The sequence below is a fragment of the Adlercreutzia muris genome, from assembly GCF_008831045.1.
Lineage (GTDB): Bacteria > Actinomycetota > Coriobacteriia > Coriobacteriales > Eggerthellaceae > Adlercreutzia > Adlercreutzia muris.
Genome location: NZ_WAJS01000012.1, coordinates 21,735 through 46,210 on the forward strand (window position 1 = coordinate 21,735; position 24,476 = coordinate 46,210).

The 24,476-nt window shown below is 64.0% G+C and carries 18 protein-coding genes and 1 riboswitch; of the genes, 4 read left to right on the forward strand and 14 right to left on the reverse strand.

The genetic code is table 11. The features are described 5' to 3' along the window. Positions 1-161 precede the first annotated feature (161 nt). The gene (locus F8D48_RS04825) at positions 162-371 is read right to left on the reverse strand and encodes a hypothetical protein (RefSeq protein WP_028026810.1); all 210 of its coding nucleotides are present in this window, start codon (positions 369-371) and stop codon (positions 162-164) included. A 464-nt stretch (positions 372-835) separates the two neighbouring features. After that, a riboswitch (glycine riboswitch) is annotated at positions 836-931 on the forward strand. A gap of 63 nt (positions 932-994) precedes the next feature. Between F8D48_RS04825 and F8D48_RS04830 the strand changes: the two genes are divergently transcribed. After that, complete coding sequence (locus F8D48_RS04830) at positions 995-2,470, forward strand: alanine/glycine:cation symporter family protein (RefSeq protein WP_240806227.1); 1,476 nt, start codon at positions 995-997, stop codon at positions 2,468-2,470. A gap of 207 nt (positions 2,471-2,677) precedes the next feature. Here the strand turns inward: F8D48_RS04830 and F8D48_RS04835 are convergent, their stop codons facing one another. From F8D48_RS04835 to F8D48_RS04865, 7 genes are all read right to left on the reverse strand, one after another. Further along, positions 2,678-3,730, reverse strand: a complete 1,053-nt coding sequence (locus tag F8D48_RS04835) for a DUF3644 domain-containing protein (protein WP_151430162.1) — start codon at positions 3,728-3,730, stop codon at positions 2,678-2,680. Between the two features lie 92 nt (positions 3,731-3,822). Further along, a complete protein-coding gene (locus tag F8D48_RS04840) occupies positions 3,823-7,233 on the reverse strand; it encodes a DEAD/DEAH box helicase (RefSeq protein WP_151430163.1) in 3,411 nt (1,136 codons plus the stop codon). 489 nt (positions 7,234-7,722) lie between these two features. After that, positions 7,723-9,483, reverse strand: coding sequence for an ABC transporter ATP-binding protein (locus F8D48_RS04845; RefSeq protein ID WP_240806229.1), 1,761 nt, complete (start codon positions 9,481-9,483; stop codon positions 7,723-7,725). A 26-nt stretch (positions 9,484-9,509) separates the two neighbouring features. Beyond that, positions 9,510-11,624, reverse strand: coding sequence for a HelD family protein (locus F8D48_RS04850; protein WP_240806230.1), 2,115 nt, complete (start codon positions 11,622-11,624; stop codon positions 9,510-9,512). Then, positions 11,617-12,036 (reverse strand): peptide deformylase, encoded by a 420-nt coding sequence (locus tag F8D48_RS04855; protein ID WP_135969736.1) that lies wholly within the window; start codon positions 12,034-12,036, stop codon positions 11,617-11,619. Before F8D48_RS04855 ends, F8D48_RS04850 begins: the two co-directional genes overlap by 8 nt. 226 nt (positions 12,037-12,262) lie before the next feature. After that, the gene (locus tag F8D48_RS04860) at positions 12,263-13,285 is read right to left on the reverse strand and encodes a hypothetical protein (RefSeq protein ID WP_135969737.1); all 1,023 of its coding nucleotides are present in this window, start codon (positions 13,283-13,285) and stop codon (positions 12,263-12,265) included. 101 nt (positions 13,286-13,386) lie between these two features. After that, positions 13,387-14,238, reverse strand: coding sequence for an MBL fold metallo-hydrolase (locus F8D48_RS04865; protein WP_135969738.1), 852 nt, complete (start codon positions 14,236-14,238; stop codon positions 13,387-13,389). A 352-nt stretch (positions 14,239-14,590) separates the two neighbouring features. Between F8D48_RS04865 and F8D48_RS04870 the strand changes: the two genes are divergently transcribed. Continuing rightward, a complete protein-coding gene (locus tag F8D48_RS04870; RefSeq protein WP_151430164.1) occupies positions 14,591-15,853 on the forward strand; it encodes a RidA family protein in 1,263 nt (420 codons plus the stop codon). Positions 15,854-16,041: 188 nt separating this feature from the next. On the opposite strand, the gene F8D48_RS04875 is transcribed toward F8D48_RS04870, so the two are convergent. From F8D48_RS04875 to F8D48_RS04885, 3 genes are all read right to left on the reverse strand, one after another. Further along, positions 16,042-18,381, reverse strand: a complete 2,340-nt coding sequence (locus F8D48_RS04875) for an ATP-binding response regulator (protein WP_151430165.1) — start codon at positions 18,379-18,381, stop codon at positions 16,042-16,044. Positions 18,382-18,573: 192 nt separating this feature from the next. Then, positions 18,574-19,032 carry a hypothetical protein gene (locus F8D48_RS04880; RefSeq protein ID WP_135969741.1) on the reverse strand — a complete coding sequence of 153 codons (459 nt, stop codon included), beginning with the start codon at positions 19,030-19,032 and terminating at the stop codon, positions 18,574-18,576. 110 nt (positions 19,033-19,142) lie between these two features. After that, positions 19,143-19,727, reverse strand: a complete 585-nt coding sequence (locus tag F8D48_RS04885) for a response regulator transcription factor (protein WP_151430166.1) — start codon at positions 19,725-19,727, stop codon at positions 19,143-19,145. A gap of 85 nt (positions 19,728-19,812) precedes the next feature. Here F8D48_RS04885 and F8D48_RS04890 point away from each other — a divergent pair, with 85 nt between their 5' ends. Beyond that, positions 19,813-21,318, forward strand: a complete 1,506-nt coding sequence (locus F8D48_RS04890; protein WP_240806231.1) for an FAD-dependent oxidoreductase — start codon at positions 19,813-19,815, stop codon at positions 21,316-21,318. Positions 21,319-21,427: 109 nt separating this feature from the next. Here F8D48_RS04890 and F8D48_RS04895 read toward each other — a convergent pair whose 3' ends face one another. After that, complete coding sequence (locus F8D48_RS04895) at positions 21,428-21,883, reverse strand: hypothetical protein (protein WP_151430168.1); 456 nt, start codon at positions 21,881-21,883, stop codon at positions 21,428-21,430. A gap of 136 nt (positions 21,884-22,019) precedes the next feature. On the opposite strand from F8D48_RS04895, the gene F8D48_RS04900 reads away from it, so the two are divergent. After that, entirely contained in the window at positions 22,020-22,496 is a 477-nt protein-coding gene (locus F8D48_RS04900) for an MGMT family protein (protein WP_135969745.1), read from the forward strand. 42 nt (positions 22,497-22,538) lie between these two features. Here F8D48_RS04900 and F8D48_RS04905 read toward each other — a convergent pair whose 3' ends face one another. Both F8D48_RS04905 and F8D48_RS04910 read right to left on the reverse strand, forming a co-directional pair. Then, positions 22,539-23,660 carry a DUF1648 domain-containing protein gene (locus F8D48_RS04905; protein WP_151430169.1) on the reverse strand — a complete coding sequence of 374 codons (1,122 nt, stop codon included), beginning with the start codon at positions 23,658-23,660 and terminating at the stop codon, positions 22,539-22,541. 242 nt (positions 23,661-23,902) lie between these two features. Beyond that, positions 23,903-24,391, reverse strand: coding sequence for a GntR family transcriptional regulator (locus F8D48_RS04910; RefSeq protein ID WP_151430170.1), 489 nt, complete (start codon positions 24,389-24,391; stop codon positions 23,903-23,905). Between the last annotated feature and the right edge of the window lie 85 nt (positions 24,392-24,476).

Sequence of the window (24,476 nt, forward strand, 5' to 3'; positions counted from 1 at the left end):
GCCGCGGCAAGTCGACCACGCTGCGGACGCCGCGCCGACACCGTGGTACCGCGGCGCCAGTACCGACACTGTGGCACCGTGGGGCCGCACCGCCGACGCCGACACCGTGGCACCGTGGGACCGACACCATGGCGCCGCTCCCTCGCAATGCAAACGCTCAGCTAGCCGCTCACCCGCGAGAACTGCACCGTCTTGTGCTTCATCGAGATCTTCCCCACCTCCCAGCCGCGGCACACGAGCTCCTTCTTATAATTCAGAAACGAATGGTCCAGGGGAACACCGGCGTGCTCGCCCACCTCGTCGAAGGTGAGGGTCAGCTCCTCGCCAGGCTGGGCAGCTACCCAGTCCCACAGTTTGTCGTACTTGCTCATGGCGCGTCCTTTCCGCATTTCAAAATCCTCGAAAACGCCCCCATTCTCCCGCTCCCTTCTCTTTTTAGACGAGCAGCGCGATTTTGTATCGAAAACGCGACTTATGAGCGTCTCGATGCCCATCTCGCATGAACCGCTTCATCGACATTTCAAGAAATCCCAGGTCGCAGTTTTCCAACGCATAGCACCACTACCAAATTCCGTAACACGGACGCTCATAAGTCACATTTTGCCTCATTTTTTCGACTTTCGCAGAAATCTTTCACGTCCGGTGCCTTTCGCGGACGATGCGGCAACGAAACGAACGCTAACCAAAATAGTTGTTGATCGACAACGCGTCAGGGTGTAGAGTGGCCTGCGTCAATATTTCTGTGATGTCTTCGGGATGTGCAAGGCGCTCGCGTTGACGGCAGGGCGGCCCCGCCGCAATGTCGCAGCACGAACGCGACCCGCAAACCGGAGGCGGAGAAAACTCTGGAGAACTCTTAAGTGAGTGCCGAAGGTGCAAGGCCCCGTTCACGGGCGCCGAATCTCTCAGGCAAACGGACAGAGCGATGACGCGACCTTTTCGGCCGGCCACGCATAAGTTCCCCCGAGTTTTCTCGCGAGAAGAAGGGAACGCCGTGGAAGAGGCACTGCTTGGTATCGTTACCACCATCAACAACTATCTTTCCAACTACATCCTCATCATCCTGCTGCTCGGCATGGGTATCTGGTTCACCGTGCGCACCAAGGGCATCCAGTTCCGCTGCTTCGGCGAGGGCTGGCGCCGCGTGTTCGGCGACTTCAGCCTGCGCGGCGGCAACCAGGGCGGCGGCATGACCTCGTTCCAGGCCCTGTCCACCGCCATCGCGGCCCAGGTGGGCACCGGCAACATCGTGGGCGCATGCGGCGCCATCATCGTGGGCGGCCCGGGCGCCATCTTCTGGATGTGGATCATCGCGCTTCTGGGCATGGCCACCAACTACGCTGAGGCCGTCATGGCGCAGAAGACCCGTGTCGTGGACGAGGACGGCACCGTGCACGGCGGTCCGGTGTACTACATCACCACGGCCTTCAAGGGCGGTCTGGGCAAGTTCCTCGCCGGGTTCTTCGCCGTGGCCATCATCCTGGCGCTCGGATTTATGGGCTGCATGGTGCAGTCCAACTCCATCGCCGAGACCATGAACACCGCCTTCGGCATTCCCACCTGGGTCATCGGCCTGGCCGTGGTCATTCTGGCCGGCATCGTGTTCATCGGCGGCGTGTCCCGTTTGGCCGCCGTCACCGAGAAGATCGTGCCCATCATGGCCATCCTCTACGTGCTCGGCTCGCTTATCGTGCTCATCATGAACGCGGCGAACATCCCGGCCACCTTCGCGCTCATCTTCGAGTGCGCCTTCAACCCCGCCGCCACCGTGGGCGGCGCCACTTTCGGCATCATCGCCGCTATCAGCCAGGGCGCCAAGCGCGGCCTGTTCTCCAACGAGGCCGGCATGGGCTCCACCCCGCACGCCCACGCGCTGGCCGAGGTGCGCGACCCCCACGAGCAGGGCGTTGTGGCCATGATCGGCGTGTTCGTGGACACCATCGTAGTGGTCACCATGACCGCGCTCGTGGTGCTGTCCACCCTGTACGTGGGCGACGGAATGCTCGCTACCGGCGACTACGCGAGCCTCACCGCCGAGACTATCACCAAGACCAACATCGCCCAGCTGGCCTTCGGGCAGTTCTTCGGCGAGGGCGCAGGTGCCTGGTTCGTGGCCATCTGCCTTTTGTTCTTCGCCTTCTCCACCATTCTGTCGTGGAACCTGTTCGCGAAGCTGAACGTGGAGTGGCTCTTCGGAAAGCGCGCCGTGCTGCCCTTTACCGTGATCGCGCTCGTGTTCATCTTCCTAGGCTCGCTTTTGTCCAACGACCTGGTATGGGAGATGGCCGATATGTTTAACCAGCTCATGGTCATTCCCAACGCCATTGCGCTGTTCGCCCTATCGGGCGCGGTGCTGGCCATCGCCAACGCCAAGCATGACAAACGCGCCCTGGATGTGGCCGAGGAGAAGCTCGCAGACAAGGAGCGCGCCGCCATGAACGCCATGGTGGAGAAGGACGAGCGGAAGTAGGCCGTTCAGTCGTCATGGCAGACTCACGTGTATACCACTCATGAGTCTGCCATTTTCATTTTGTGTCAACTCTATTAAATATAGGAACATTTGTTTCCATATTGACATTGCCGCAAAATGACGCACCTGCTATAATCTATTTCACCAAAGCCGACTTGAGTGGATACAAGCTGGGTTCCCGAATGGGAGTAGGCATAGGTTGTATGCTTAGAATTCCTTTGCTCCTGGGGTCGGCTTTGGTCGTTTCGCAACTTCTTTCTTCAGGCGATCGATGATGCCTTCCGGATTCTCTCGTATCTTATCCCAAATCAAATCCACCGCTTGCTGCGAATAAATGAAAGAAGAGGCCTCCCCTTCCAGCGAGTTATCGTAAGAGTATCGGCTATCGGTTTTCATTCCATAGAATGAAGTAAACAGTCCGAACATATAGAGGTTGAAGGGGCGACGATTCTTTGTGCGGGCGCGCGTATCCGAGCCATCCTGCATCAGAACAACGTTCGACTTCGCCAGACGCTCGCAAATAGCCTTTACCACTCCACTCGGGCGATAGGGATATTTGTTCTTAACTTCAACAGGTGTCTTGATGATCGCCACGGGCACATCACCGCTCTCGGCAATGCGAAAAGTATGGTCGGCATCGCCTTTCTTCGTACTTCTCAACTCAGTTACATAGGTGCAGCTGAATTTTCTGTTATCGAGTTCATCAGCTGTGGTAAGGATGCCCTCGCGTTTTTCCAACATCTTCTCAAGAACAATGGGGTCGTAGCGGGCGCGGCACTCATCTTCATCCACTGCAGATTTGCGAACAGACAAAACAAGATAGTTCTCCGGAATGAGGTCGCTCACCTCGATACCTAAGAGCCTTCTTGCCTGACGATCGAAATTTTCAACGGAGGCTTGCAGAATGGGCCCGTAGAAACTTTCGTATTCAGGAACAACGAAATGAGCGCTGGTATTTCGCACATCGATGAGCTTGTCCATATTCCTGCGAAGAGGATCTTTGCTGTTCGTAAACACTTTTTTGAGGCAATCCTCTAGGGAAAGAGTACGCGTATTTCCAGGATAATAGATCTCCCCAATTCCATACCGCTCAATAATATGAGCTTTAAGCATGAGCTCCCATGCGTTGCAGAGGAAGAAAGAGCAGCCTTCTACATGGTACTGAATAGTAGGGCGATTATAGAGCTCGATGGCGAGCAAGAAAGCCTCCTGAGCCTTTCGTATAAGTCGATCGTACGTCTGTCGCTCCTGGTCGTTCATATCGCCCCCACTTCCATATCCCCTGATAATGACGAAGCATCATAGCACGCGCGAAGAATCGCGCTCTTGGACCCGTCGAAAACTAATACTTTTTACTCTTCCCCCAAAAGCTCGGCGAGGCGGTCGCGGGTGAGGCCTTCCAGGGCATCGGCACCGGTGGCGGCCACCACGGAGTCGGCCAGGTCGCGCTTGGCCTCTTGCAGCGCCACGATGCGCTCCTCGATGGTGCCCTTCGCCACCACCTTGTACACGTCCACCTCGTGCTCCTGCCCGATGCGGTGGGCCCGGTCGGTGGCCTGGTCGGTGGCCGCGGCGTTCCACCACGGGTCGGCGTGCACCACCACCGAGGCGCCTGTGAGGTTGAGCCCCGTGCCGCCGGCCTTCAGCGACACGAGGAACACCGGCGTGTCGTCCTCGTTGAAGCGCTTCACCAGCTCCACCCGCTCGCGCTTGGGCGTGGCGCCCGTGATGGTGAAGTGCGTAAGCCTTCGTCGGTCAAGCTCGTCGGCCAGCACCGATAGATAGCTGGTGAACTGGGAGAACACGAGCACCTTGCGGTCGGCCTCCTGGGCCTCGGCCACCAGCTCCATGATGGCGCCGAGTTTCTCGGCTCCGCCCCGGTAGTTCTCGAACACGAGGGACGGATCCAGCGCGATCTGACGCAGACGCGTGAGCTCGGCGAGCACCTCCACCGAGCTCTTCTCGGCCTCGGCCAGGCGCCCGCGCCGGTTCGCCCGCGAGGCGTTCTGGCACTTCTGGGCGTTCAAGTCCTCGCGCAGCCGCTGCTCGGCCCCGTCGTAGAGGCGCCGTTGCTCGTCGCTTAGGGGCACGTAGCGCACCATCTCGGTCTTCGCTGGTAGATCGGTGAGCACGTCGGCCTTCCGCCGGCGTAGCAGAAACGGCTCCACGAGCGCCCGCAGGCGGGCGGCCGCCTCCTCGTCTTCCCCTAAGATGCCCAGCTCGTAGCGCTCGCGGAAGCGCTCGTAGCTGCCGAGGAGCCCCGGCATGAGGAAGTCGAAGATGCTCCACAGCTCCGAGAGGCGGTTCTCGATGGGCGTGCCCGTCAGCGCGAAGCGCAGCGGGGCACGCAGGCGCTTCACCGCGCGGGTGGTCTTGGTGGCGTGGTTCTTGATGCGCTGGGCCTCGTCGAGCACCACCATGCCCCAGCCGACCGGCTGCAGGAAGGGCCCGTCGATGCGCACGCGGTCGTAGGAGGCCACGATGACAGCCGGTGCGACCGCGGGGGCACCGTCACCGGCCGCCCGCGCACCGCGCCCGATCACGCTGCCCTCCTCCGCAGCCGCCCGGGCCACGAGCATCTCGCGCTGGGCGCGCGTGCCCTCCAGGGCCCCCACGGGCACGGCAGGCGCGAAGCGGGCGAACTCGTCCAGCCAGTTGAACACGAGGGAAGCCGGGCACGCGATGAGCACGGGCGCTTCCAGCCGCCCCGCGTCCCGCAGGCTCTGCAAAAGCGCGATGGTCTGGAGCGTCTTGCCGAGGCCCATCTCGTCGGCGAGGATGCCGCCGAAGCCGAGGGAGGCAAGCCGCGCGAGCCAGCGGAAGCCCTCCAGCTGGTAGGGACGCAGCGTGGCGGCCAGGCCCGCAGGGGGCTCCACGGGACAGCCCGGCTCCTCCACCCGGCGCAGGTAGTCCTCGAAGGTCGCGTCGCGCACCGCGTCGGCGTATTCCCGATCGAGGTAGAACGCCTGGTAGGTGGGAATCTGCGCCGAGCCGTTCAGAAGATCGTCGGCCGACACGCCCAGATCGCGCATCATCTCGCCGAGATGCGCCACATCGCCCTCGGCAAGCGCCACAATGCGCCCGTCGCTCATGCGGTGGAAGCGCTTGCGGCGGCGCAGCGAGGAGAACATCGCCGCCAGCTCATCGCGGGACACGTCGCTGTCGCGCACGTCCATCTGAATGAGGTTCGCGACCAGTGAAAGACCCAGCTGCACCCGCGGCGGCCGCTCTGCCACGAGCCGATCGAAGGCCGGAGTGGTGAACACCTCGCCCGCGGCGCGGAACTGCGCGAGGCCCCCGTAGAGCAGCTCGCCGGCCAGGTCGGCCTGGCGCAGCGGCAGCGTCATGGAGCCGTCGAAGAACTGGGCGGCCAGCATGATGCCGGCGTCCTCCAACGCCTGATCGCGGAAGGGCTGCTGCGAGGCGGGGCGCAGCTCGGGTTCCTCGCCCGAGTCGGCGGGGCTGGCCAGCACCACCTCGCGCTCGCCGTAGAACGCCTTCACCGTCAGGCGGATGAGCGCCGCCTCCTTCTTCCCGGTCTTATCGAAGTAGAAGGCAAGGGTGCCGGCCACCGGGCGCAGAGCCTCCCACCCCTCAGGCAGGCGCACGTCCACCGCCGCCTCCAGCACCGGCAGCGCCCGACGGCAGAACGCCGCCCCGTCGCCCTCGGCCACGAAGGCCGCGGCGCCGTCGGCAAGGCCCGCCTCCCGCAGAAACGCGAAGGCTGCCGCCGCGGCGCCCTCCACCCGCGCGGCCACGCCGTCGGCGAGCACGTAGGCCCGCTCCAAGCCCCGCACCACCAGCGCGGATTCGGACAGGTGCAGGTCGTAGCCGCCATCGGCAGCATCGAACAGAAGGGCCGTAAGCGGTGCGTCGGCGGCCACACGCCACGGTTCAGGCGCAACGTCGGCGCTCGCCTCGGCGTTGCCGGCGCGACGCGCAAACGTGAAGGATCCCTCGCCGAGGGCGTCCAGCAGGGCCACTACCTCCGCCTCGCGCACCCGTGCCTCGCGCTTGCCGGTGCCGGCAGTGCGGAAGGCCGAGCCCCCGAACAGGCGCTCGTCAGGAAAGAGCCCGGCCACCACCCGGGCCACGGCCCGGGACGGCTCGTCGAAGGCCTCCAGGCGATGGGCGAAGGCGAGCTTCTTGCCGTAGGCGTGAAACTCACCGCGTTGCACGTGGCGGGCGAAGTCCTCGATGTCGCGCACCTGGTAGGTTCCGCGCGCACCGCCCACCGCCAGGCGCAGCGACCAGAGGCGCCCGTCGTAGACGAGCTGAACATCCAGGCGCACGCTGCCGGGCGTCACGCCCGAGGCCGTCCCTTCCGCACCACGCGAGGCAGGGGCGGCCAACCCCGCCGCGCCGCCTTTCCCCTCCGCCAACAGTCGGCCGAGGGCCTCGCTCGTGCGCCGTGCCATCGGAGCCGCAGCGCGCACGGCACCTTCCTCGAAGCTGCACGGTTGGGTAAAGTAGGAGGTCACCAGAGCTACGCAGTGCTTGCACAGGCCATCGAAGCGGGCGATGGCCGGGCAGGTGCACTCGTAGTCGACGATGCGCGACTCGTAGTCGCCGAACATCACCGAGGCGTCGAAGTAGTCGGCGATGCCCGAGGCTGAGGCCACGCGGGCGGATATCACCGTCACATCCTCGTCGCGACGCACGGTGCGCCCCGCGATTGACTTCGCGCTGGCGGCAATGCCCACGCCCCGCGACACGGCACGCGGATCGGCGTAATCGGCCAGCTTGATGCCTCCGACGCCCACGACGCCCTCCTTCCCACAACGAATTGCGAACACTTGAGGTTACCACAACAACGCCATGCGCGAAGAGCGCAGGCGATCTCCCGCAAAAACGGAAGGGAAATCGACACCGCCGGGCCACATCTCCGCGCACCCGCGAGCCCCACGACCGCCCGAAACGCCACGCCCAGCCGCGTCGTGCGCGAAAATACGGTCGCGCGGATGATGGGTACCGCGCCCGTCATGCTAGAATTCTCCCGCAATCCCATCGCACCCCGAGAATCGAGGAGACACCCATGCGCCGCATTCTTCTGGCCCTCTGCACCGGCGAGATCTCCAGCCCCTCCTCGATCACCCTCGTCAACGCCACCGAATCCGGCCCCACCGATGCCGTCGTGAAGCTGTAAGCGACTCCGAACTTCACCCACAAAGCGGGAAAGTTCGGAGCCGGAGAATCACCACGATGGCAAACCAGGAACTACGCGGAGGGAAGCGGGGCACAACCCCGCTTCCCTACTCTTCTCCGTAGGCGCCGGTTTGGCGGTTCCAGAGGCGGGCGTAGTCGCCGCCCTTGGCCACGAGCTCGGCATGAGGGCCGTCCTCGGCGATCCTGCCGTGGGAGAGCACCACGATGCGGTCGAGGCTCGCCACCGTTGACAGCCGGTGCGCCACCACGATGCAGGTGCGCCCCTCCATCAGGTTGGACAGAGCCTCTTGCACGGCCGCCTCGCTCTCGGAATCGAGCGCGCTTGTGGCCTCGTCCAGCACGAGGATGGGGCAATCGGCCAGCATGGCGCGGGCGATGGCGATGCGCTGGCGCTGACCGCCCGAGAGCTTGATGCCGCGCTCGCCGGTAATGGTGTCGAACCCCTGGGGCAGCGCCTCGATGAACTCGAGCGCGTTAGCGGCACGGGCCGCCTCGCGAATCTCGTCCATGGTGGCATCGGGCCGCCCGTAGGCGATGTTCTCGGCAATGGAGCGGTGGAACAGCAGCGCCTCCTGGGGTACGTAGGCGATCTGCCGGCGCAGGCTCGTCTGGGTCACATCGGCCACGTTCTGGCCGTCCACCAGAATCTCGCCCTCCTGGATGTCGGCCAGCCGCAGCAAGAGCTTCGTGAGCGTGGTTTTCCCCGCGCCGCTCATACCCACCAGTCCCACGCGCTGACCGGCGGGAATACGCAGGTTGAAGTCCTTGAACACCTGGGTTTTCACATCGCCGTCGGTGTACCAGAAGTTGATGTCCTTAAAGTCGATGTCGCCAAGCTCCACGGAAAGCGGACGCGCGCCGGGCTTGTCAGCCACCAGCCGCGGCTCGTCGAGCACGGCCGTCATGCCGGAGGCGTCGCCGAAGGCCTGGTTGATGCGCTGCAGGCCCGTGTTGATGAAGTTGAACTGGTTGGTGACGGTGTTCGTGTAGGTGAACATGAGGATGACCGTGCCCGGCGTGATGCCGAACCACGCGTTGCCGCCCGAGATGAACACGGTGACCACGCTCATGATGACCACGGTGATGGCCGCCGTGGTGACGCCGCGAGCGAGCGAGGCCCGCATGCGCTTGGAGTCGCGGGCCACCACCTCGCGGTTCGCCGTGTCGAACAACCCCCGCTCGTAGTCCTCGCGCCCGTAGGTCTTCACGGCCAGGATGTTCGTGACCGCGTCCGACAGTTCGCCCGACAGCTGGTTCTGGGCGCTGGCGGCCTTCTCGTTCAGGTGCAGGATGCGCTTGTACATGAGGTAGCTCACCGTCGCGTACACCGCGAGCATGGCCATGAGCACGCCCGCGTACACCGGCACGGCCGGCAGCAGAATGATGCAGGTGAACGTGATGGAGCACAGGATGGGCAGAAACGGGAAGTTCATCGTCTGCAGAAGTTGGGTGTAGCCGGCCATGAACTTCGAGGTCTGACTCACGAGCGTGCCCCCGAAGCGATTGGAATGGAACGACAGCGACTGGTTGCACAAGCAGTCGAAGGCTGTGGTGGCCAAGTCGTAGTTCACGGCGATCTGCAACTTCCACAACGTGTAGTCCTGCAACTTGGAGCACGCCTGGCCGGCGAAGTTGATGGCGATGAGCGCCGCGATATAGGGCCCGAACACGGTGAACACCTCGTCGGCGGCCACCGGTGCCGCGCTGATGCGATCCACGATGAGACTCATCACGTAGGGGTTGCCGTAAGTGAGAAACCCGCAGAACCCGATCGTGGAAGCCACCAGTGCCACAAACAGCCCCAGGTGGTTGCGCGTCGCCAGCCAGTAGTAGTGCAAACTGCGCATCGTCAACGATTGCCTTTTCGTCATAACTACCTCAAGAGTTCCGTGAGCTCGCCGTTGGCGAGGATGGTGACGTGGCGGGTGGCGCGGCTGATAGTGGTGTACAGGCGCCGGCGGGCCAAGTCGCTGGCGGGAAACACCTGCGGCGAGGCATCGGGGACAATGACGCGGTCGAACTCCAGCCCCTTCGCCAACTTGAGCGGCAGCACCACCACGCCGCCATCGGGCAGGCTGTCGCGCTCGCCGAGCACCACAGCGGCCTCTCCCAGCACCTTTGCCACCCGCCGTGCCTCGCTCTTGTAGGGCACGATGACGGCCGTCAGCGTATCGGCGTTGGCCGCCTCATCGGCCACGCGCCGCAGCTCGGCGGCCCAGGCCTCTCCGTCCGCGGCCACGACGATCTCCGGCGGGGCGGCCTCCCGCTGCACCGAGGACACCTCCACCGCCTCGTCCGGCGGCAGCAGCGATGCGAACAGATCGGTGATGGCCGGGGTGGAGCGGTAGCTCGTCATGAGGCGACACTCGTCCACCGATCCGCGCTCGGCTTCGAACACGGCACGGATCTCGCCCCAGCCGGCCGTGCCCTCGGCGATGGCCTGGTTCGGGTCGCCCAAAAGCAGGAAGTTCGCCCGGCGGAAATAGCGGGCCATCACGGCCAGCTGACCTTCGGAATAGTCCTGCACCTCGTCGATCATCACGTACTTCGCATCGGGGTCGCCCATACCCGTGAGCGCCATCTTCAGATACACCCATTCCACTGAGGTGAGCCCGTCGCAGCCCAGAAGGCGACGGGCGATCTCGTCGATGTCGAGCCAGTCCATGGCACGCACCTGCTGAATGCCGGCCGCGTACTTCTCGCGCACGTAGGTGAGGACGAGCGTGCGGGCCTCCTCCTCGCTCTGCGGGTCGAAAGTCTCGCCGAACAGCCGCAGCTGCTCCTCGATGGGAAGGTCGGAAATCTCGTCGTGGGTGTCCTCGGCCGCCGCAATGCTCGCAAGCCGGCTCTGCAAGCGCGTTTCCAATTCCTCGTTCATGAGCGTCACGCGGTGCGGGCCGGCGGGCAAATGATCGAACTTCGCCGCCACCTTCGCCACGGCATCGCCGCCGACAAGGCGCGTGCCGGCCGCCGTGATATCGCGGAAGTCCGAACGCTCGAAGGCGAAGCGCGCCAGGGCCGCGTCGATGGCGCGCAGGCGCTCGTAGGAGACGTTGCCCTCCCCCGCCCCGCGCCCCGCGGGTAGAAGCGGCGCCAAGAACTCGGCCCAGGTGAGGATCTCGGGGTTGCGCTCGCCCAGATCGGGCAGCACGCGGTCGATGTAGCGGCCGAACACCGGATTCGGCGAGATGAGGAACACCTGCGTGGGGTCGAGCGTGCCGCGATGCTGGTAGAACAGATACGCGATGCGCTGCATGAGCACCGAGGTCTTCCCCGAGCCCGCCACGCCCGCCACCTGGAGCACCGGCACGTCGGCATGGCGCACGACGGTGTTCTGCTCCTTCTGGATGGTGGCCGTGATGGCCTGCATGTGGGCGGAGCGACCCCGGGAAAGCGAGGCTAAAAGCAGCTTGTCCTCGATGGCCACGTCGGAATCGAAGTAACCGAGCAGCTGGTCGCGATCGATCTCGAACTGGCGGCGCAGCAGCAAGTCGGCGTGGATGACGCGCCCGTCGGCCACGTACGACGTCGGCCCCATGGCCTGATTGTAGTACACCTCGGCCACGGGGCTGCGCCAGTCCACCACCAGGCGACGGTAGTTCTCGTCCGAGATGCCCGCCGAGCCGATATAGAGCTCCTTGGCTGGCGCGCCCTCCTTGAACCGCAGGGCGATCTTCGCGAAGTAGGGTTCGCGCAGAAGCACCTCCACAGCGCGCAGGCGCTCGGCCTGCACGGAGTTGGCCATGTCGTGGGCCTCGATGATGTTGTTCATGGCCACGATGTCGGCGTGGGTCTCCAGAATGTCGTCCCAGGTGGCGAAGTTCACGGCCAGCTCGTCGGCCATGGACTTCTTGTCCTCGGCCGCCTGGGCCGCCACGGCCTCCATAGCCGCCACGGCATCGCGACCGATCTTCTCCAGCTTTCCGTAGGTCTCCGTTAAGTGCGCCTGCTCGGTGGTAAATTCGGGATCGGACGCGGCGCTAGACAAGGATGCCCTCGCAGTGGTCGATCATGTGCTGCACGGCCTGGGCGGCGTTACCCTCGAGCTTCTTCTTGGCCGGCACGAGCTTGCCGTCCTGGAAGCGGTCGTAGCTCACGCGAACCCAGTCGTAGCGCTGCACCGCCGTGGGCTCCTCGCGGGAGAGGCACGCCTCCACCGCCGTGTAGGGCTTCAGCTTCTGGGTCACCTTCGGGTTGTACATGACCACCGGGCGCCCCGCCTCGTTCAGGTAGGCGACGATGCACTTCGTCTCGCCGATCTGGTTGGCGGCCAGGCACACCGCCTCGTCGCTGGCCAGCAGCGTCTCCACCAGGTCGGTACCGATGGAGGCGTCCTCGGCCGTGGCCGGCTCGCAGGGCTTCGACAGAATGTCCTCGTCGGTGATGATCTCTTTAATCACAGGGGCTCCTTTGCGTCGGCGGCGGCTCGGACCGCCGCGTCTTCCGGAAAAATGCGACTATCGAGTATACACCACTGCCGCCCCGCGCACCCCCGCGCGACTGTGGCGTTTTCGCGGTATCGCCCTGCAGGCTGCCGGGTATCGCGGCAAGGTTCCTCCCCACGGGACGAGCCGTGCCCTATAATGAAGATGCAAGCCCCTGTCCGGGGCTTTTTTCCGTGCTCTTCTACCCTTCCATGGCCAGGGAATATACCACCCCGGCACCGTAGAGCTTCCCGAAGAAGTACTTGTTGCTCGCCGACTCGTCGGACACGTACACCCGGCCATCGTAAGACTCGATGCCCTCGGCCATGGGCGGCGCCTCCACATCGGCCCCGAGGCTGCGGCTATCCAGGCAGTAGAGGGGCACCTCGGCGCCATCGGCCGTAAACGTGCCCGAGGGAGCCAGATGCGCGATATCGTAGGCCAGAAGGTGCGAGGGGGCGACGCCGTAAGACTGGGACAGCACGAGGCGGTTCTCCCCCGCCGTGCAGACCCCCTGAATCATGCCGGGAATGGAATAGACCCGTTCGGGCAGGGCGGCCACACCAAAGGGGGCGTTGGGATCCAGCGGATAGGCGTACATGACCGCCGGGTTCTCTGCGCCGTCGGGAGTGGCGATGCGATGGCTCTTCGGTGTCTCGTAGTCGCCAGGAAAGTAGAACTCGCCCGTGAGCAGCGTGTCGCCCTCGATGTTCATGAAGGCCGGGGAGAAATCGAGCTCGACCCGGGCCAGGGCCCGCACCGTGGCGCCGTCGGCGGCTGTGGCCACCTCCTCGGCGTCGAGCACGAGATAGCCCTCCTCGCAGGCCAGATAGGCGTACTGGTCGGTGCTCGTGATGGCCGAGCCGTGGCCCTGGTAGAGCTCGCCGTCCGGCGTCTGCACGAGCAGCCGCGCGATGGCGCCATCCACCGCCCGGCGGTAGAGCGGCGAGGGGCCGCTATCGACCATATAGCCGCTGAACAGCCACGCATCGCTCCCCTGGAGGTGATCGAGGTCCTGGCAGACGAAGCCGCTGTCCACCCCGGGTATGGCAAATTCCCGCTCAGCTTGGTTGTAGAAGGACCCGAAGGCCACGCGCACGTACAGGTTGAGCCCGATGACCGCCGCCAGAACCAGGGCGGCCACCGAAGCCAAGACGATGCCGATGATCTTGAGCATCCGGTTCCGTCCGATGCCCGACGCGGGGCGCACTGCGCTCTCAGCCACAGGAAGCTCCTTTCCCAGGGCCGCCGCGCAACCCCGTGCCTCACGCTATGGGCTCAGCATAGGGCACCACCGCCTCGGGAAGGACGGCGCGGGTCAATCTGTCACGCCACTGTGACGGGACGATCCTGGAAGGCCACCGTCACGCGCACCTGCGGCGCCAGAGCCGGAGACGCTTCGGCAAGAGCCCGCTCCAGCGTCTCACGGGGCAGGCGGTAGGTGTTGTTCTCCTGGGACACGTGCATGGCCACGACGGCCTCGAGCCCCTCGTGGACCAGATCCACCAGGGCCCGAGCGGCCTGCTCATTGGAAAGATGGCCCCGATCCGAGGCGATCCGCTGCTTGACCGGATAGGGATAGGGCCCCTCCCGCAGCATCCGATCGTCGTGGTTGCTCTCCAGCGCCAGCAGGCGCACCCCCGCCAGGACCCGGGAGGCCTCGTCGGTCATAAAACCCGTATCGGTCACGAAGCCGAGGGCATCGGCCGCGACCTCGGGCGCTCCGCCTTCCTCGACCCGGGGCACCGGCTCGTCGAAGCGGAAGCCGAAGGAGGCAGCCGCGTCATGGGAGGTGGCGAAGGGACGCACGGCAAGACCCGCGAGAGGCAACCGGTCGCCAGCGGCAAAGACCCGGCAGGAAACGCCCACGCTGGCCACGGCGTCGCGCAGGGGCGCCGAAGCCGCCAGCACCGCCTCGCTCGCGTACACCGCCGGACGCACGCCGGCCTTCGCCAGGCCCCGCAGCACCACGCCGAGGCCCTTCACGTGGTCGCCGTGGTCGTGGGTGATAACGACGGCGGCCAGGCCCGACAGGTCGAAGCCGCAGGTGGCGGCCCGATCGAGGAACTCCCGCTTGCAGATGCCGCAATCCACGAGCACGCCCTGCCCGGTGCGCCCGTTCTCCACAATGGCCGCATTGCCGCGGCTCCCGCTGGCCAGCACGTGCAACTTCAACATTCCGGCATCGCTCCTCTCTCTGGAAAGGCCATCCTAGCGCGTCGGGGCCTCGAGGCACGCCCCCTCCAAGGTATCCCCACAGCGCCGCACGCCCCCCGACACCGCCGCAAAGCCGTGGGCGCCTTCAACGCCGCCGCAGCGCGAGAGGCGCCGCACACAAAAGGAATATTTTTGTTCAAGTGCACTATTTGTCGATGATGACCTGTGGTTTCTCTCTCGCTTGATGCCTGACATTCTGTCAAATACCTGCATATGGCTCCTTTATCGGCCAACGGCATTGACAATGACCCTTCCCGTAAAGTTTAATGCACTTGCACAAAACGGTGCACATTCTACCTTGAAGGGGGTACCAATGACCGATCCGAACGTGGTAGTGGCCCGCAACACCGAGAAGGCGCCCGTAAGCGACCTCTATTCTCAGACCGTGGCGTTCTCCCACTACAACAACCTCTCGGCCCAGCTGCCCATCGACCCGGCGACGGGTGCCATCGTGGCCGGCGGCGCTGCCGAGCAGGCCGAGCAGTGCCTCAAGAACATCCAGGCCATCGTGGAGAGCATCGGCCACGACATGAACGACATCATCCGCTTGTCCGTCTACCTGGCCGACATCATGGATCTGAATGCCGTGGAGAAGGTGCAGGCTTCCTTCTTCCCCACCTACCAGCCCGCCCGCACCGTGGTGGCCGTGGACGCCCTGCCCCAGGACGCCCTCGTGTTCATCGAGGCCCTTGTGGATAACGGCGAGGGCACTCAGTCCGTGCCCCAGGCCGGCGACCTGGTGAAGCTCACCAACAACACCCATGCCGCTCCCTACGACGCCCTCTCCACCCAGACCGTGGCGTTCTCCCACTACAACAACATCACCATGCAGTTGCCGCTGTGCCCGAAGTCGGGTCGCCCGATCCTGGGCGATGCGGCCGCCCAGACCGCCCAGTGCCTGAAGAACGTGAAGGCCATCCTGGAGTCGGTGGACGTACCGCTGGACGACATCGTGAAGGTGACCATCTTCGTGAAGGACCTCGCCGATATGGAGGCCGTGAACGAGGTGTACAAGACCTTCTTCCCCGATTCCGGCATCGCCCGCGCCGTGAACTACCTGCCGGCCCGCACCGTGGTGCCCGTGAAGGATCTGCCTTTCCACTGCGACGTGGCCGTGGAGGCCGTGGTGTCCCATGGCGACGGCACCCCGCCCCAGGCCATCGAGGACCGTCACGGTCTCATCATCGAGGCGAACAACACCGACGCCGCCCCGAAGTGCCCCTTCTCCACCCAGACCGTGGCCTTCTCCCACTACAACAACATCTCTGCCCAGCTGCCCTTCGGCGCTGACGGCAAGCTGATCGCCGGCGGCGCGGCCGAGCAGACCGCCCAGTGCCTCGCCCACGTGAAGACCATCATCGAGTCGGTGGACCACGTGGTGGAAGACATCGTGAAGGTGAACGTGTTTTTGGCCGACCTGGCCGATCTGGACGCCATGAACGAGGCCTATGCCGCCTTTTTCGGCGACCACAAGCCGGCCCGCAAGGTCGTCGGCTGCGGCAAGCTGCCCTTCGGCGCCCGCATCATGATCGACGCCATCGCCGGCAACTGGGAGGGCACCCCGCCGGTGGCCTAGGATCTCGCGGCTGCACACGTCTCGCACTCATACATGCACAAGGAAGGGGAACCGAAGCGCTTCGGCTCCCCTTCCTGTTTTCTACAGCTTGACACGCCCCGACCGCAAGGACCGAAACGGACGCCACCCACCGTCCCGCCGCCCATAAGAAAGTGGACTCCAACGACGGAGGGGCGCGCCGCCTTCCCCTACTTCTCTGAAATGTGCTCGGCGAGCAGGGCGATGAGGGCGTGGGTGTTCAAAGGCTTGGTGGTCAGCGCCGTCATGCCGGCCTCCCGGGCGCGGCGCTGCCCTTCCTCGAAGGCATCGGCCGTCTCGGCGATGATGGGCAGGCTGGCGGCATCGGGGCGGTCGAGCGCGCGTATCTCGCGCGTGGCCTCGTCGCCGTCCATGCGGGGCATGCGCATGTCCATGAGCACCGCATCGTAGTAGAACGGCACCACCGAGGCCACCTTGCGCACGGCCGCGTCGCCGTCGCGGGCCTCTTCCACCGCGAAGCCGTAGTCCTTCAGAATTTCCATGAGGATCTCGCGGGACAGATCGTCATCGTCCACCACGAGCACCTTGCAGCCCGTAAAATCGCGGCGGCACTCATCAGTCGCAGAGCTCCGCGCCTCCTCGCGGGACACCTCTTCCGGCGATGCCAGGCGCAGCGGCAGCGTGATGGTGAAGGTGGAGCCGCGGCCCACGGTACTTTCCACCTGGATCTCGCCGCCCATTAAGTCCACGAGGCTCTTGGTGATGGTCATACCAAGGCCGGTACCCTCGGTTCGGTTGGCATAGCCCAACCCGTCGCGCTCAAAAGGCAGGAAGATGCGGTCGAGGAACTCCGGCGTCATGCCGCAACCGGTATCGCTCACCGTGATAACATAGCTGCCGAACCCGCGAGGCGCCTCGCCGCTCTCGCTGAAGGTCACCGTGATCAGGCCGCCGGCCGGCGTGAATTTCACGGCATTGCCGACGGTGTTCACAAGTACCTGGCTGAGTCGCAGCGGATCGGTAACCACCCGGCTGTGGGAAAGCCCCGAGGTGCTTACCGTCAGATCGATGCCCGAGGCCTCGGCCTTGTCACCGAACATCGCGGCCACCTCCTCGGCCGCCTCGGCTAGATCGACCACATCCTCGTTGAATGACAGCTTGCCGCTCTCGATGCGGCTCACGTCCAAGATATCGTTCACGAGGCTCAGCAAGTGATCGCTCGATACCATGATTTTGCGCAGGCAGTCGCGCACGCGGTCGGTATCGTTCAAGTGGTCGAGCGCAATGGAGGCGAATCCCGATATAGAGTTCATCGGCGTGCGGAAATCGTGGGACATATTGGTGAGGAAGGTCGATTTCGCCCGGCTGGCATGCTCGGCCAGATCGAGCGCGTTCTGCAGCGCCAGCTTCTGCAGCAGCTGCTCGCGCATCTCGGCGGTGACGTTGCGCGCTGCGAGAATCACCTTGGAGCTCGGCCGCGGAAGACGGATGATACGCAGCTCCACGTACTGCTCCTCGTCCCCGAACAGGCGCCGGTAGCCCACCGAGAAATCGGCATCGCCTTCAGCGAGGCGCCGCCACAACGCATCGGGCCCCACCTCAGCGCGCACGCGGGCGCGATCCTCTTCCACCACGTAGGTATCGATGTAGCGCTCCATAGCGACCGGATAGTCACCCTCCTGCTCGCTGATGAGGGCAAACTGAGTCGCGTTATCCGCACCGCGACGATATACTTCCAGCTCGTTGGTTTCCAGATCCACCAAATACAGCGCGAAGTTCTCGGCACCCAGGCTGTCGATGACCTCTACGTACTGCTCGCTTTTCTGCTCGGCCTGCTTGGTGCGCGTGAAGTCCTCCACGAAGCCGTAGGCGAAGCGCTCCGAATGGCCCGTGTGATCCAAGCTGATGCGCAGCCAGCGCCCGTCGGGCAGCTGGCCCTCCTGGTAGAGGCTCGTCTGGTCGTCGAGGAAGTTCTCCATCTGGCGGAGCAGATCATCGCCGGCGGTGGCGCCGAAAGTAAGCTCGATGAACTCAGGGAGGCTGATGTAGTTGGTATCCACTCCGCTCTGCTCGCGGGCCGAGTCGGTGAGCAGCAGCTGGCGGTAGCGCATATCGTAGAAGAACAGGCCCGCGCCGGCCTTATCGAGCGAGCGCTGGGCCGGCACGATCCAGCTCGTCACATCCTGCAGGGTGAAGCCGCACAGACCCGGGGCCACGGGGAAGGCTTCGGCGCGGAAGAACTGCTGCAGCATGTCGGAGAGCGTTTCGAACTGGACGACGCGGTCCGCGAAGGCCGCCTCGTAGAAGTGCTCGAGCCAGGTGGGATCGCCGCCCCACATGAGGTACATGAGCGCGCCGGTGAGCTCTTCCACGGTGTGGTCGGTCACCGCCGCCATGGCCGGATTGAGGTAGCGGTAGGCCGCATCGTAGGGGCGGCCGTCGTCGTCGACGAGCACCTCGACGATGCCGAAGGGCTGCGGGCTGCGGTCGAATGTCATCGCCCAAACCTGCAACATCTCATCCATGGTACGCTCCCATTGACAGATCATCCGAAAATCCTCCGCTGGTGCACTATTACAGTGTAGCACTTTCTGATCAAAAGGATCATCTGAACACCTATCATACCCGTATAATGCCTAGATTTAATACCTCTCGTCCTCTTGTGCAATTGCACAAAAAGAGCCCGCCGCATGGTGCGGCGGGCTCTCAGTTTCCACATAGGGAAGCGTTTCCGCAGGTCTTTAGGCCTCCGGGGTAGCCTCCTGCTCGGCGCCCTGCTCGGTCTCGCTGGCGGCCGTGGGGATGTCGCCGCGCTTGAAGTGCATGTTGTCGTCGCCGTAGCTCATGACGAGCTCATCGCCCTCCAGCTTGGCCTGCTCCGTGGAGCCTTCGAAAGTGAAGGACACGGTGGTGGCGTCCTTGGCCTCCCAGGTGCCCTGCATCTCACTACCCAGCACGTTCAGCACACAGGAGCCGTCCTCGTTGAACTGCATGTAGATGGACATGCCGAGCTTGGCGGCCTCGTCCATGACCTCGGGAGTCACTTCCTGACCGTCCACGTTACCGCTGGTGAGCACCCAGTTGCCCTGGAAATTCGCGGCGTTGTCGGCGGAATTGCCACCGCCGCCGCAGCCCGTGAGAGCCACGGTCAGGGCAATCGCGCAAGCTGCCACAGCCAAGATCTTTGCCTTCAGTTTCATTCCCGCTCCTTCAGTTGATGGATAATCCCGTCGGCTCCTTTTACGGCCAACCCAGCCATGATAATGCTTAGCGGATTGATCGGCAACAAGCAAGTGATCTATCGGCTCGTCTAGCGCGGCAGGATAATTTCGATAAGCTCGTTGCGGCTATGGATGTCAAGTTTCCGATAAATGCTCTTGATGTGGGTTTGCGCCGTTCCCGTTGAGATGAACAACCGACTTGCGACTTTCGAGAGGCTATAGCCTTGACCGTAGAGCCACGCAACCTCCGCCTCACGCTTCGAGAGTCCGTACCGACCGACGAGCTCGGGGGCGATGGCATCCGGTCGATCCGCTTTCATATCGGCCACCGTCCCGCTTGTGGCCACCGGCTCGCGATTAAGGGAAAGCGCGCCGAACGTGAGCGTGAGCATTGCGAGCAAGAAGAACAGGCTGAGCAAGATACTGCGCCCGCCCAACGATGAGAAAAACTCCTGGCTTTCCGTGGCAGCCAAGGGAATGATCAGGTAGCTTATGGTCCATGATGCAATTTCGGTAAGCACGCCGCATACGAGAAAGAGTCGGCACGTGCGCACGCGCTCGCTTGCGGCAATGCCGCACAGCAAGATCCACAGCAGGAAATCGAGCCCACTCCGCGCGACAACGACGATATGGCCACCGAGCGCATAGGATTGACTCGCAACGATAACCGCCATGCCCACAAAGAAGAGCAGAACGAAGAAAATCCAGCAGAGCAGCGTAAGGCGCTCTCCCTCAACGTACTCGCCTTTTTGGACGCCTATGCTCTTCAGAACATCGGCGCCCCCAGCTCGTTACGATATCGTGGTTATCGGGGCGGGCACAGCCGGCGTGCCCGCCATTTTGACCGCCCTTGAAGAGGGCGCCACCGTTGCCTGCCTGCAGCGCGAGGACAGCGCCCAGGCTAACGGCAACGGCTCGTCGGGCATTATCCTCGAAGAGTCGAACCCGCTGGGCATGAAGCAGTACATCCAGGCATGGCGCAAGTCAGGCGGCTATCGCATGCAGAGTGATCTTCTCCAGTTGTTCATGGACCATTCGGGAGAAACCGCCATGTGGATTCTCACGCGCTCGGACGAAGAGGGCTTCCCGTCCTACAACGTTTCCGCAACCGCCAATAAGTACGAAGGCGACAAGGGCACATGCACAGCCGTCTTGAAGTCTTACGGCCCGAAGCCCGACAACCATGGCACTCTCATGCGTACCCTTGCCCAGCGAGCTGAGAAGGAAGGCGCCGTTTTCTACTACGGCACTCCGTGCGTGCAGCTTCAGAAAGACGACTCGGGCCGCGTAGTTGCCGCCATCGGCAAGAACTCCGACGGCTACGTCAAGCTCATCGCAAACAAAGCCGTCATCATCGCCGCAGGCGACTACCAGAACAACGAGAACATGGTCAAGGCGCTGTCCCCCGATGTCGCGCGCTTTGGTCGCAAGCAGTCCGGCCGCACGGGCGACGGTATCCTCATGGCAGCTTTGGCAGGAGGCCGGATTTGCCCGGTGAACCACGCGAAGACCATGCACGACATGGATGCCCAGCCCATGCTCCTCACTCGCAAGCCCTTCATGGCCCTCGACGAGAGCGGCAAGCGCTTCATGAACGAGGACATCCCCATGGAAAGCTGGGATTTGACCTTGCGCGAACGCTCCCTAGATGTCGAGGATCCGGGCCGCTTCGTTCGCATCTTTGATAACGATTACCAGGCAAAATACGAGTTGCCGCCGTCGATGGGCGTAAAGACCCTGGAGAACTACATTCCCGGGTTCAAGGAAGATCCCGAGAACGTATACCCCGACCTCACCGATACCTATCGCGCTGATACGCTTGATGAACTGGCCGAGCAACTTGACATTCCCGTCGATGCCCTGAAGAAGAGCGTCGAGGATTGGAACAAGATGTGCGAGACCGGCGAGGATCTGGAGTTCGGTTTGAGCTCTGAGCTCATGAAGCCCATCGACACACCGCCGTACTGGGGCACACGTCAATGGATTCGCTGCTCGGCCATCAATTCGGGCATTGGAGTTAACGGGAACTGCCAAGTGGTCGACGAGAACAGTGAGCCCATCCCGGGCCTGTATTCCGTGGGATCGGGCGCGGGCAGTGTGAGTGGCGGCCTCGAGTGGAACCTCGCCCAGGGCGGCCTGTGCTGCGGCATCTACATGACCATGGGCCGCTATGCCGTCATTCACGCCCTCACCGGCAAGATGGAACCGAAAAATCCCATGCAATATGAGGAATGCAAGCATTACTGGGAGAAAAAGGGCAAGTAGCCCTCCCTACACGGCGCCCTCCCCTTACAGGCCAGGCGAATTCGCCTGGCCTTTTCGTTCGACCAGAGGCACTGCGAATCGGGTGCCGCGCCCCTCGGCGGTGCCCCTCCTACCCTTCGCGCACCTTGCCCGTCACCGGACAGGTGATGCACCCGTTCCGGTGCGCGTAGTGCACGACGAACCCGATGCCCGCCAGGGCCAGCGCTATGCCGAGCCCCGTGTAGAAGAACGCGATGAACCAGCCGGGCACCAGGTGGAAAGAGCGCAGGGCCACACCGCCGCCCATCATAACGGCCATGATGACATAGCCCTTCACGTCGAAGAACTTCAGCACATGCATCTTCTCCTCCCCGTAGCTGCGGATGCGGGCGGCATGCTTGCCCACCAGCTTCGAGAACATCATATGGAAGACGAGGAACGTGGCGGGAATGCCGAGAAGCAGCAGCCACAGATTGCCCTGGCCCGCGGCTATGGCCTCGATGCCCATGCGGGCCACCTGGCTTCCAGCGATAAGCCACACCGCGGCCGCGATGAGCAGCAGGTACTTGGAACGGACTTTGAGCATAACGAACCTTTCGGGGAAAGCGGCGCCGAGCACCGCGTGGTTTTCTTAGCGCACGATACCACCGCGCGCCCTCGGGAACCAGAAACTGCGCTATGCTGACAGCAAAACTTCAACGGGCGTCCACGGAAGGTCGGTCATGGGAGATTTCGCCAATCGGGTATTTGCGGTGGTGCGGCGCATCCCCGCGGGGAAGGTGGCCACCTACGGCCAGGTGGGACGTATGATCGGGGCGCCGCGGGCGGCCCGCTACGTGGGCTATGCCCTGCACGGCAACCCGGAGCCGGGCACCGATCCGGGATGCATCCCCTGCCACCGCGTGGTGTTCAAGGACGGCCGCATGGCCACGGGCTTCGCCTTCGGCGGCCCTGACGAGCAGCGCAAGATGCTGGCCGCGGAGGGGGTGGCCTTCGACGAGGAGGGCCGGGTGCTCATGGGCGCCCACCAGTGGGACGGCCATCCCGAAGGCGCGACGGCCGGCGGCGACGGCGCGGCCGACGGGCCGCTTGGGCCGCCGCCCGACTTCGACTGGGAAGCCGAGCTAGCGGAACACCCCCTGCACCGCTGCGAGACCTGCGAGCGCCCCCGCGCCGACTGCCGCAAGAACGGCGCTTGAGCACCCGAGGAGCGCGCTCGAACGCCGTGAAACGACGCATGCCTACGTGAGCAGCAGCGTGGCCGCCACGAAGGCCGCGGTCACGAGCACAAAGCCGGCCGTGAGCGCCCATGCGGCCGGGCGGCCCCAGTTGATCGTCCAGCCGATGCCGAAGCGCTCGGGCAAAAAGAGACTCGCGTCGCCGCGGTTCACGTAGAGGATGCCGAGCTTCCAGAAACGGTCGTCGTCGCGGGCCATGGCATCGCTCGCCTCCATGCGCGCGATGAGACGGCTGCCGTTCTGACCGTACACGACACTCACCGCGAGCGTTGCCACGAGGATGATCGCGACGATGGCGACAAGCGGCACGAGCGTCTGGGCCAAGGTGAGCACGCCGACGAACGCGAGCTGCATGAGCGGGCCGATCAGGCTCGCAAGCAGCCCCATTCCCAAGATGAGGATGCTCTGGGCGTGGGCGAACATGCCGTAGGCCCAGGTGCTGGCCGCCGGACATGTCGGATCGCTCCCCTTCTTCGAGCGCAGGATAGACCACTGCCCCAAGGTGAAGCAGGCGGCCATGAACATGGCGAAGATGACCGGAAACGCCACGACACCCGGGGACTTGTCAGCCCAGCGGGTCACAGCACCGTCGAGGCTCACCTGCATGGGGATGCGCTCGGGCATAGCGCCGTAGCCGGCAAGGCCGATGGCGAGCGTGAGCAGAATGACGGGCACGTACAGCAGGCACCACCACAGCGAGAGGGGCTTGGGAAACGACTCGTCCGCCACGAGCGCGGTCATCTGCTCCCCGGCCGCCTTCCAACCGCGCTCGCGCTTGTAGGTGCGCACCTTCGCACGGGAACGCAGCATGAGGGCGTAGCCTGCCACCATGAGCACGAGAAGCGCCGGGCAGAGCACCGCGAGGAAAGCCTGGGGCGAGGCGAAGGCCAGCGAGAGCGCGGAGAGCAGGGTGAGCGCCGCCGTGAGCCCGAGCACCTTCGCGGTAAAGGCGCGCTTGAGGCGACGCAGATACGGGTCGGCCTGGGCGGCATCGGGCACGGTGACGGCGAAGCACTCGCGCTTGGGCATCAGGTAGGGCGTGAACGCGAACAGGGCGCCGGTCAGGGGAAGGGCGATCACGATCACCCCCAGCAAAAGCATCATGGTCGGTTCGATGGATATCATGGTTTTCCTTTCGCTCAGTAGCACCCGGTGCAGATGCAACGAGGCGTCACGGATCGAGTGGCGGACGGAATGCCCTCAGATGGCGCATTTTTTCGATTTTGGTGCATCTCGAGTCGCCCCTAAACGTCGAATCGAACCAAACTGCACCAAAAACGAAACCATGCGCCACGACTCGAGGGATTCCCGCCTTTGAGAGGCCTTCAGAGCCGGGGCTTGCACCATTTCCGCAATTTTGCGCCCGATTACACGCTCGCTCCCTGCAGAGGCATTCCGCACGCCCCTGTTGCGAGGCGGTCCGCCGCGGAGGCGCCGGGCGTGGCGCTTTCGACGGAGGCGCCCATCACGCCGTAGGCGCGGGCAGCTTGGGCGGCTGCCGCCTCCAGGAAGGCGCCGCGCGCGCCTCCGCGGGCGCGGTGGGCCAGGGCGAGCTTGAACAGCTCGTCTTCCATCTTCACCTGGGCACGCTCGTCCGCATCGGCGCGATCGGCCGCGGCGGGGTCGGCAATGACGGCGCCCGCGCGGCCCCGCATGCGCACGTAGCCCTCGTCGCGCAGGACGGCGTAGGCCTTGTTCACCGTATGCAGGTTGATGCCCAAGTCGCTTGCCAGCGAGCGCACCGACGGCAGCGCCTGGCCGGGCTCCAGCTCGCCAGTGGCGATACCGGCCACGATCTGGTTGCGAATCTGCAGGTACAGAGGCTCTTCCAGGGCCCCGTCCACGGCGAGCATCATGGCGCTCCCCTTTCTCTTGACTTTCTGTTCTATTCGTATTATAACAGAAATTGTTATAGCTTCAATAGAACAAAATTGCTCCAGG

What these genes read in the sequence shown, in the direction of transcription:
- F8D48_RS04825 (WP_028026810.1), bottom strand. Translation starts at nt 371, where the DNA reads ATGAGCAAGTACGACAAACTGTGGGACTGGGTAGCTGCCCAGCCTGGC.
- F8D48_RS04835 (WP_151430162.1), bottom strand. Translation starts at nt 3,730, where the DNA reads ATGAACGACCAGGAGCGACAGACGTACGATCGACTTATACGAAAGGCT.
- F8D48_RS04845 (WP_240806229.1), bottom strand. Translation starts at nt 9,483, where the DNA reads ATGCGCAGTTTGCACTACTACTGGCTGGCGACGCGCAACCACCTGGGG.
- F8D48_RS04865 (WP_135969738.1), bottom strand. Translation starts at nt 14,238, where the DNA reads ATGTTGAAGTTGCACGTGCTGGCCAGCGGGAGCCGCGGCAATGCGGCC.
- F8D48_RS04870 (WP_151430164.1), top strand. Translation starts at nt 14,591, where the DNA reads ATGACCGATCCGAACGTGGTAGTGGCCCGCAACACCGAGAAGGCGCCC.
- F8D48_RS04875 (WP_151430165.1), bottom strand. Translation starts at nt 18,381, where the DNA reads ATGATCTGTCAATGGGAGCGTACCATGGATGAGATGTTGCAGGTTTGG.
- F8D48_RS04880 (WP_135969741.1), bottom strand. Translation starts at nt 19,032, where the DNA reads ATGAAACTGAAGGCAAAGATCTTGGCTGTGGCAGCTTGCGCGATTGCC.
- F8D48_RS04885 (WP_151430166.1), bottom strand. Translation starts at nt 19,727, where the DNA reads ATGGCGGTTATCGTTGCGAGTCAATCCTATGCGCTCGGTGGCCATATC.
- F8D48_RS04890 (WP_240806231.1), top strand. Translation starts at nt 19,813, where the DNA reads ATGCTCTTCAGAACATCGGCGCCCCCAGCTCGTTACGATATCGTGGTT.
- F8D48_RS04895 (WP_151430168.1), bottom strand. Translation starts at nt 21,883, where the DNA reads ATGCTCAAAGTCCGTTCCAAGTACCTGCTGCTCATCGCGGCCGCGGTG.
- F8D48_RS04900 (WP_135969745.1), top strand. Translation starts at nt 22,020, where the DNA reads ATGGGAGATTTCGCCAATCGGGTATTTGCGGTGGTGCGGCGCATCCCC.
- F8D48_RS04905 (WP_151430169.1), bottom strand. Translation starts at nt 23,660, where the DNA reads ATGATATCCATCGAACCGACCATGATGCTTTTGCTGGGGGTGATCGTG.
- F8D48_RS04910 (WP_151430170.1), bottom strand. Translation starts at nt 24,391, where the DNA reads ATGATGCTCGCCGTGGACGGGGCCCTGGAAGAGCCTCTGTACCTGCAG.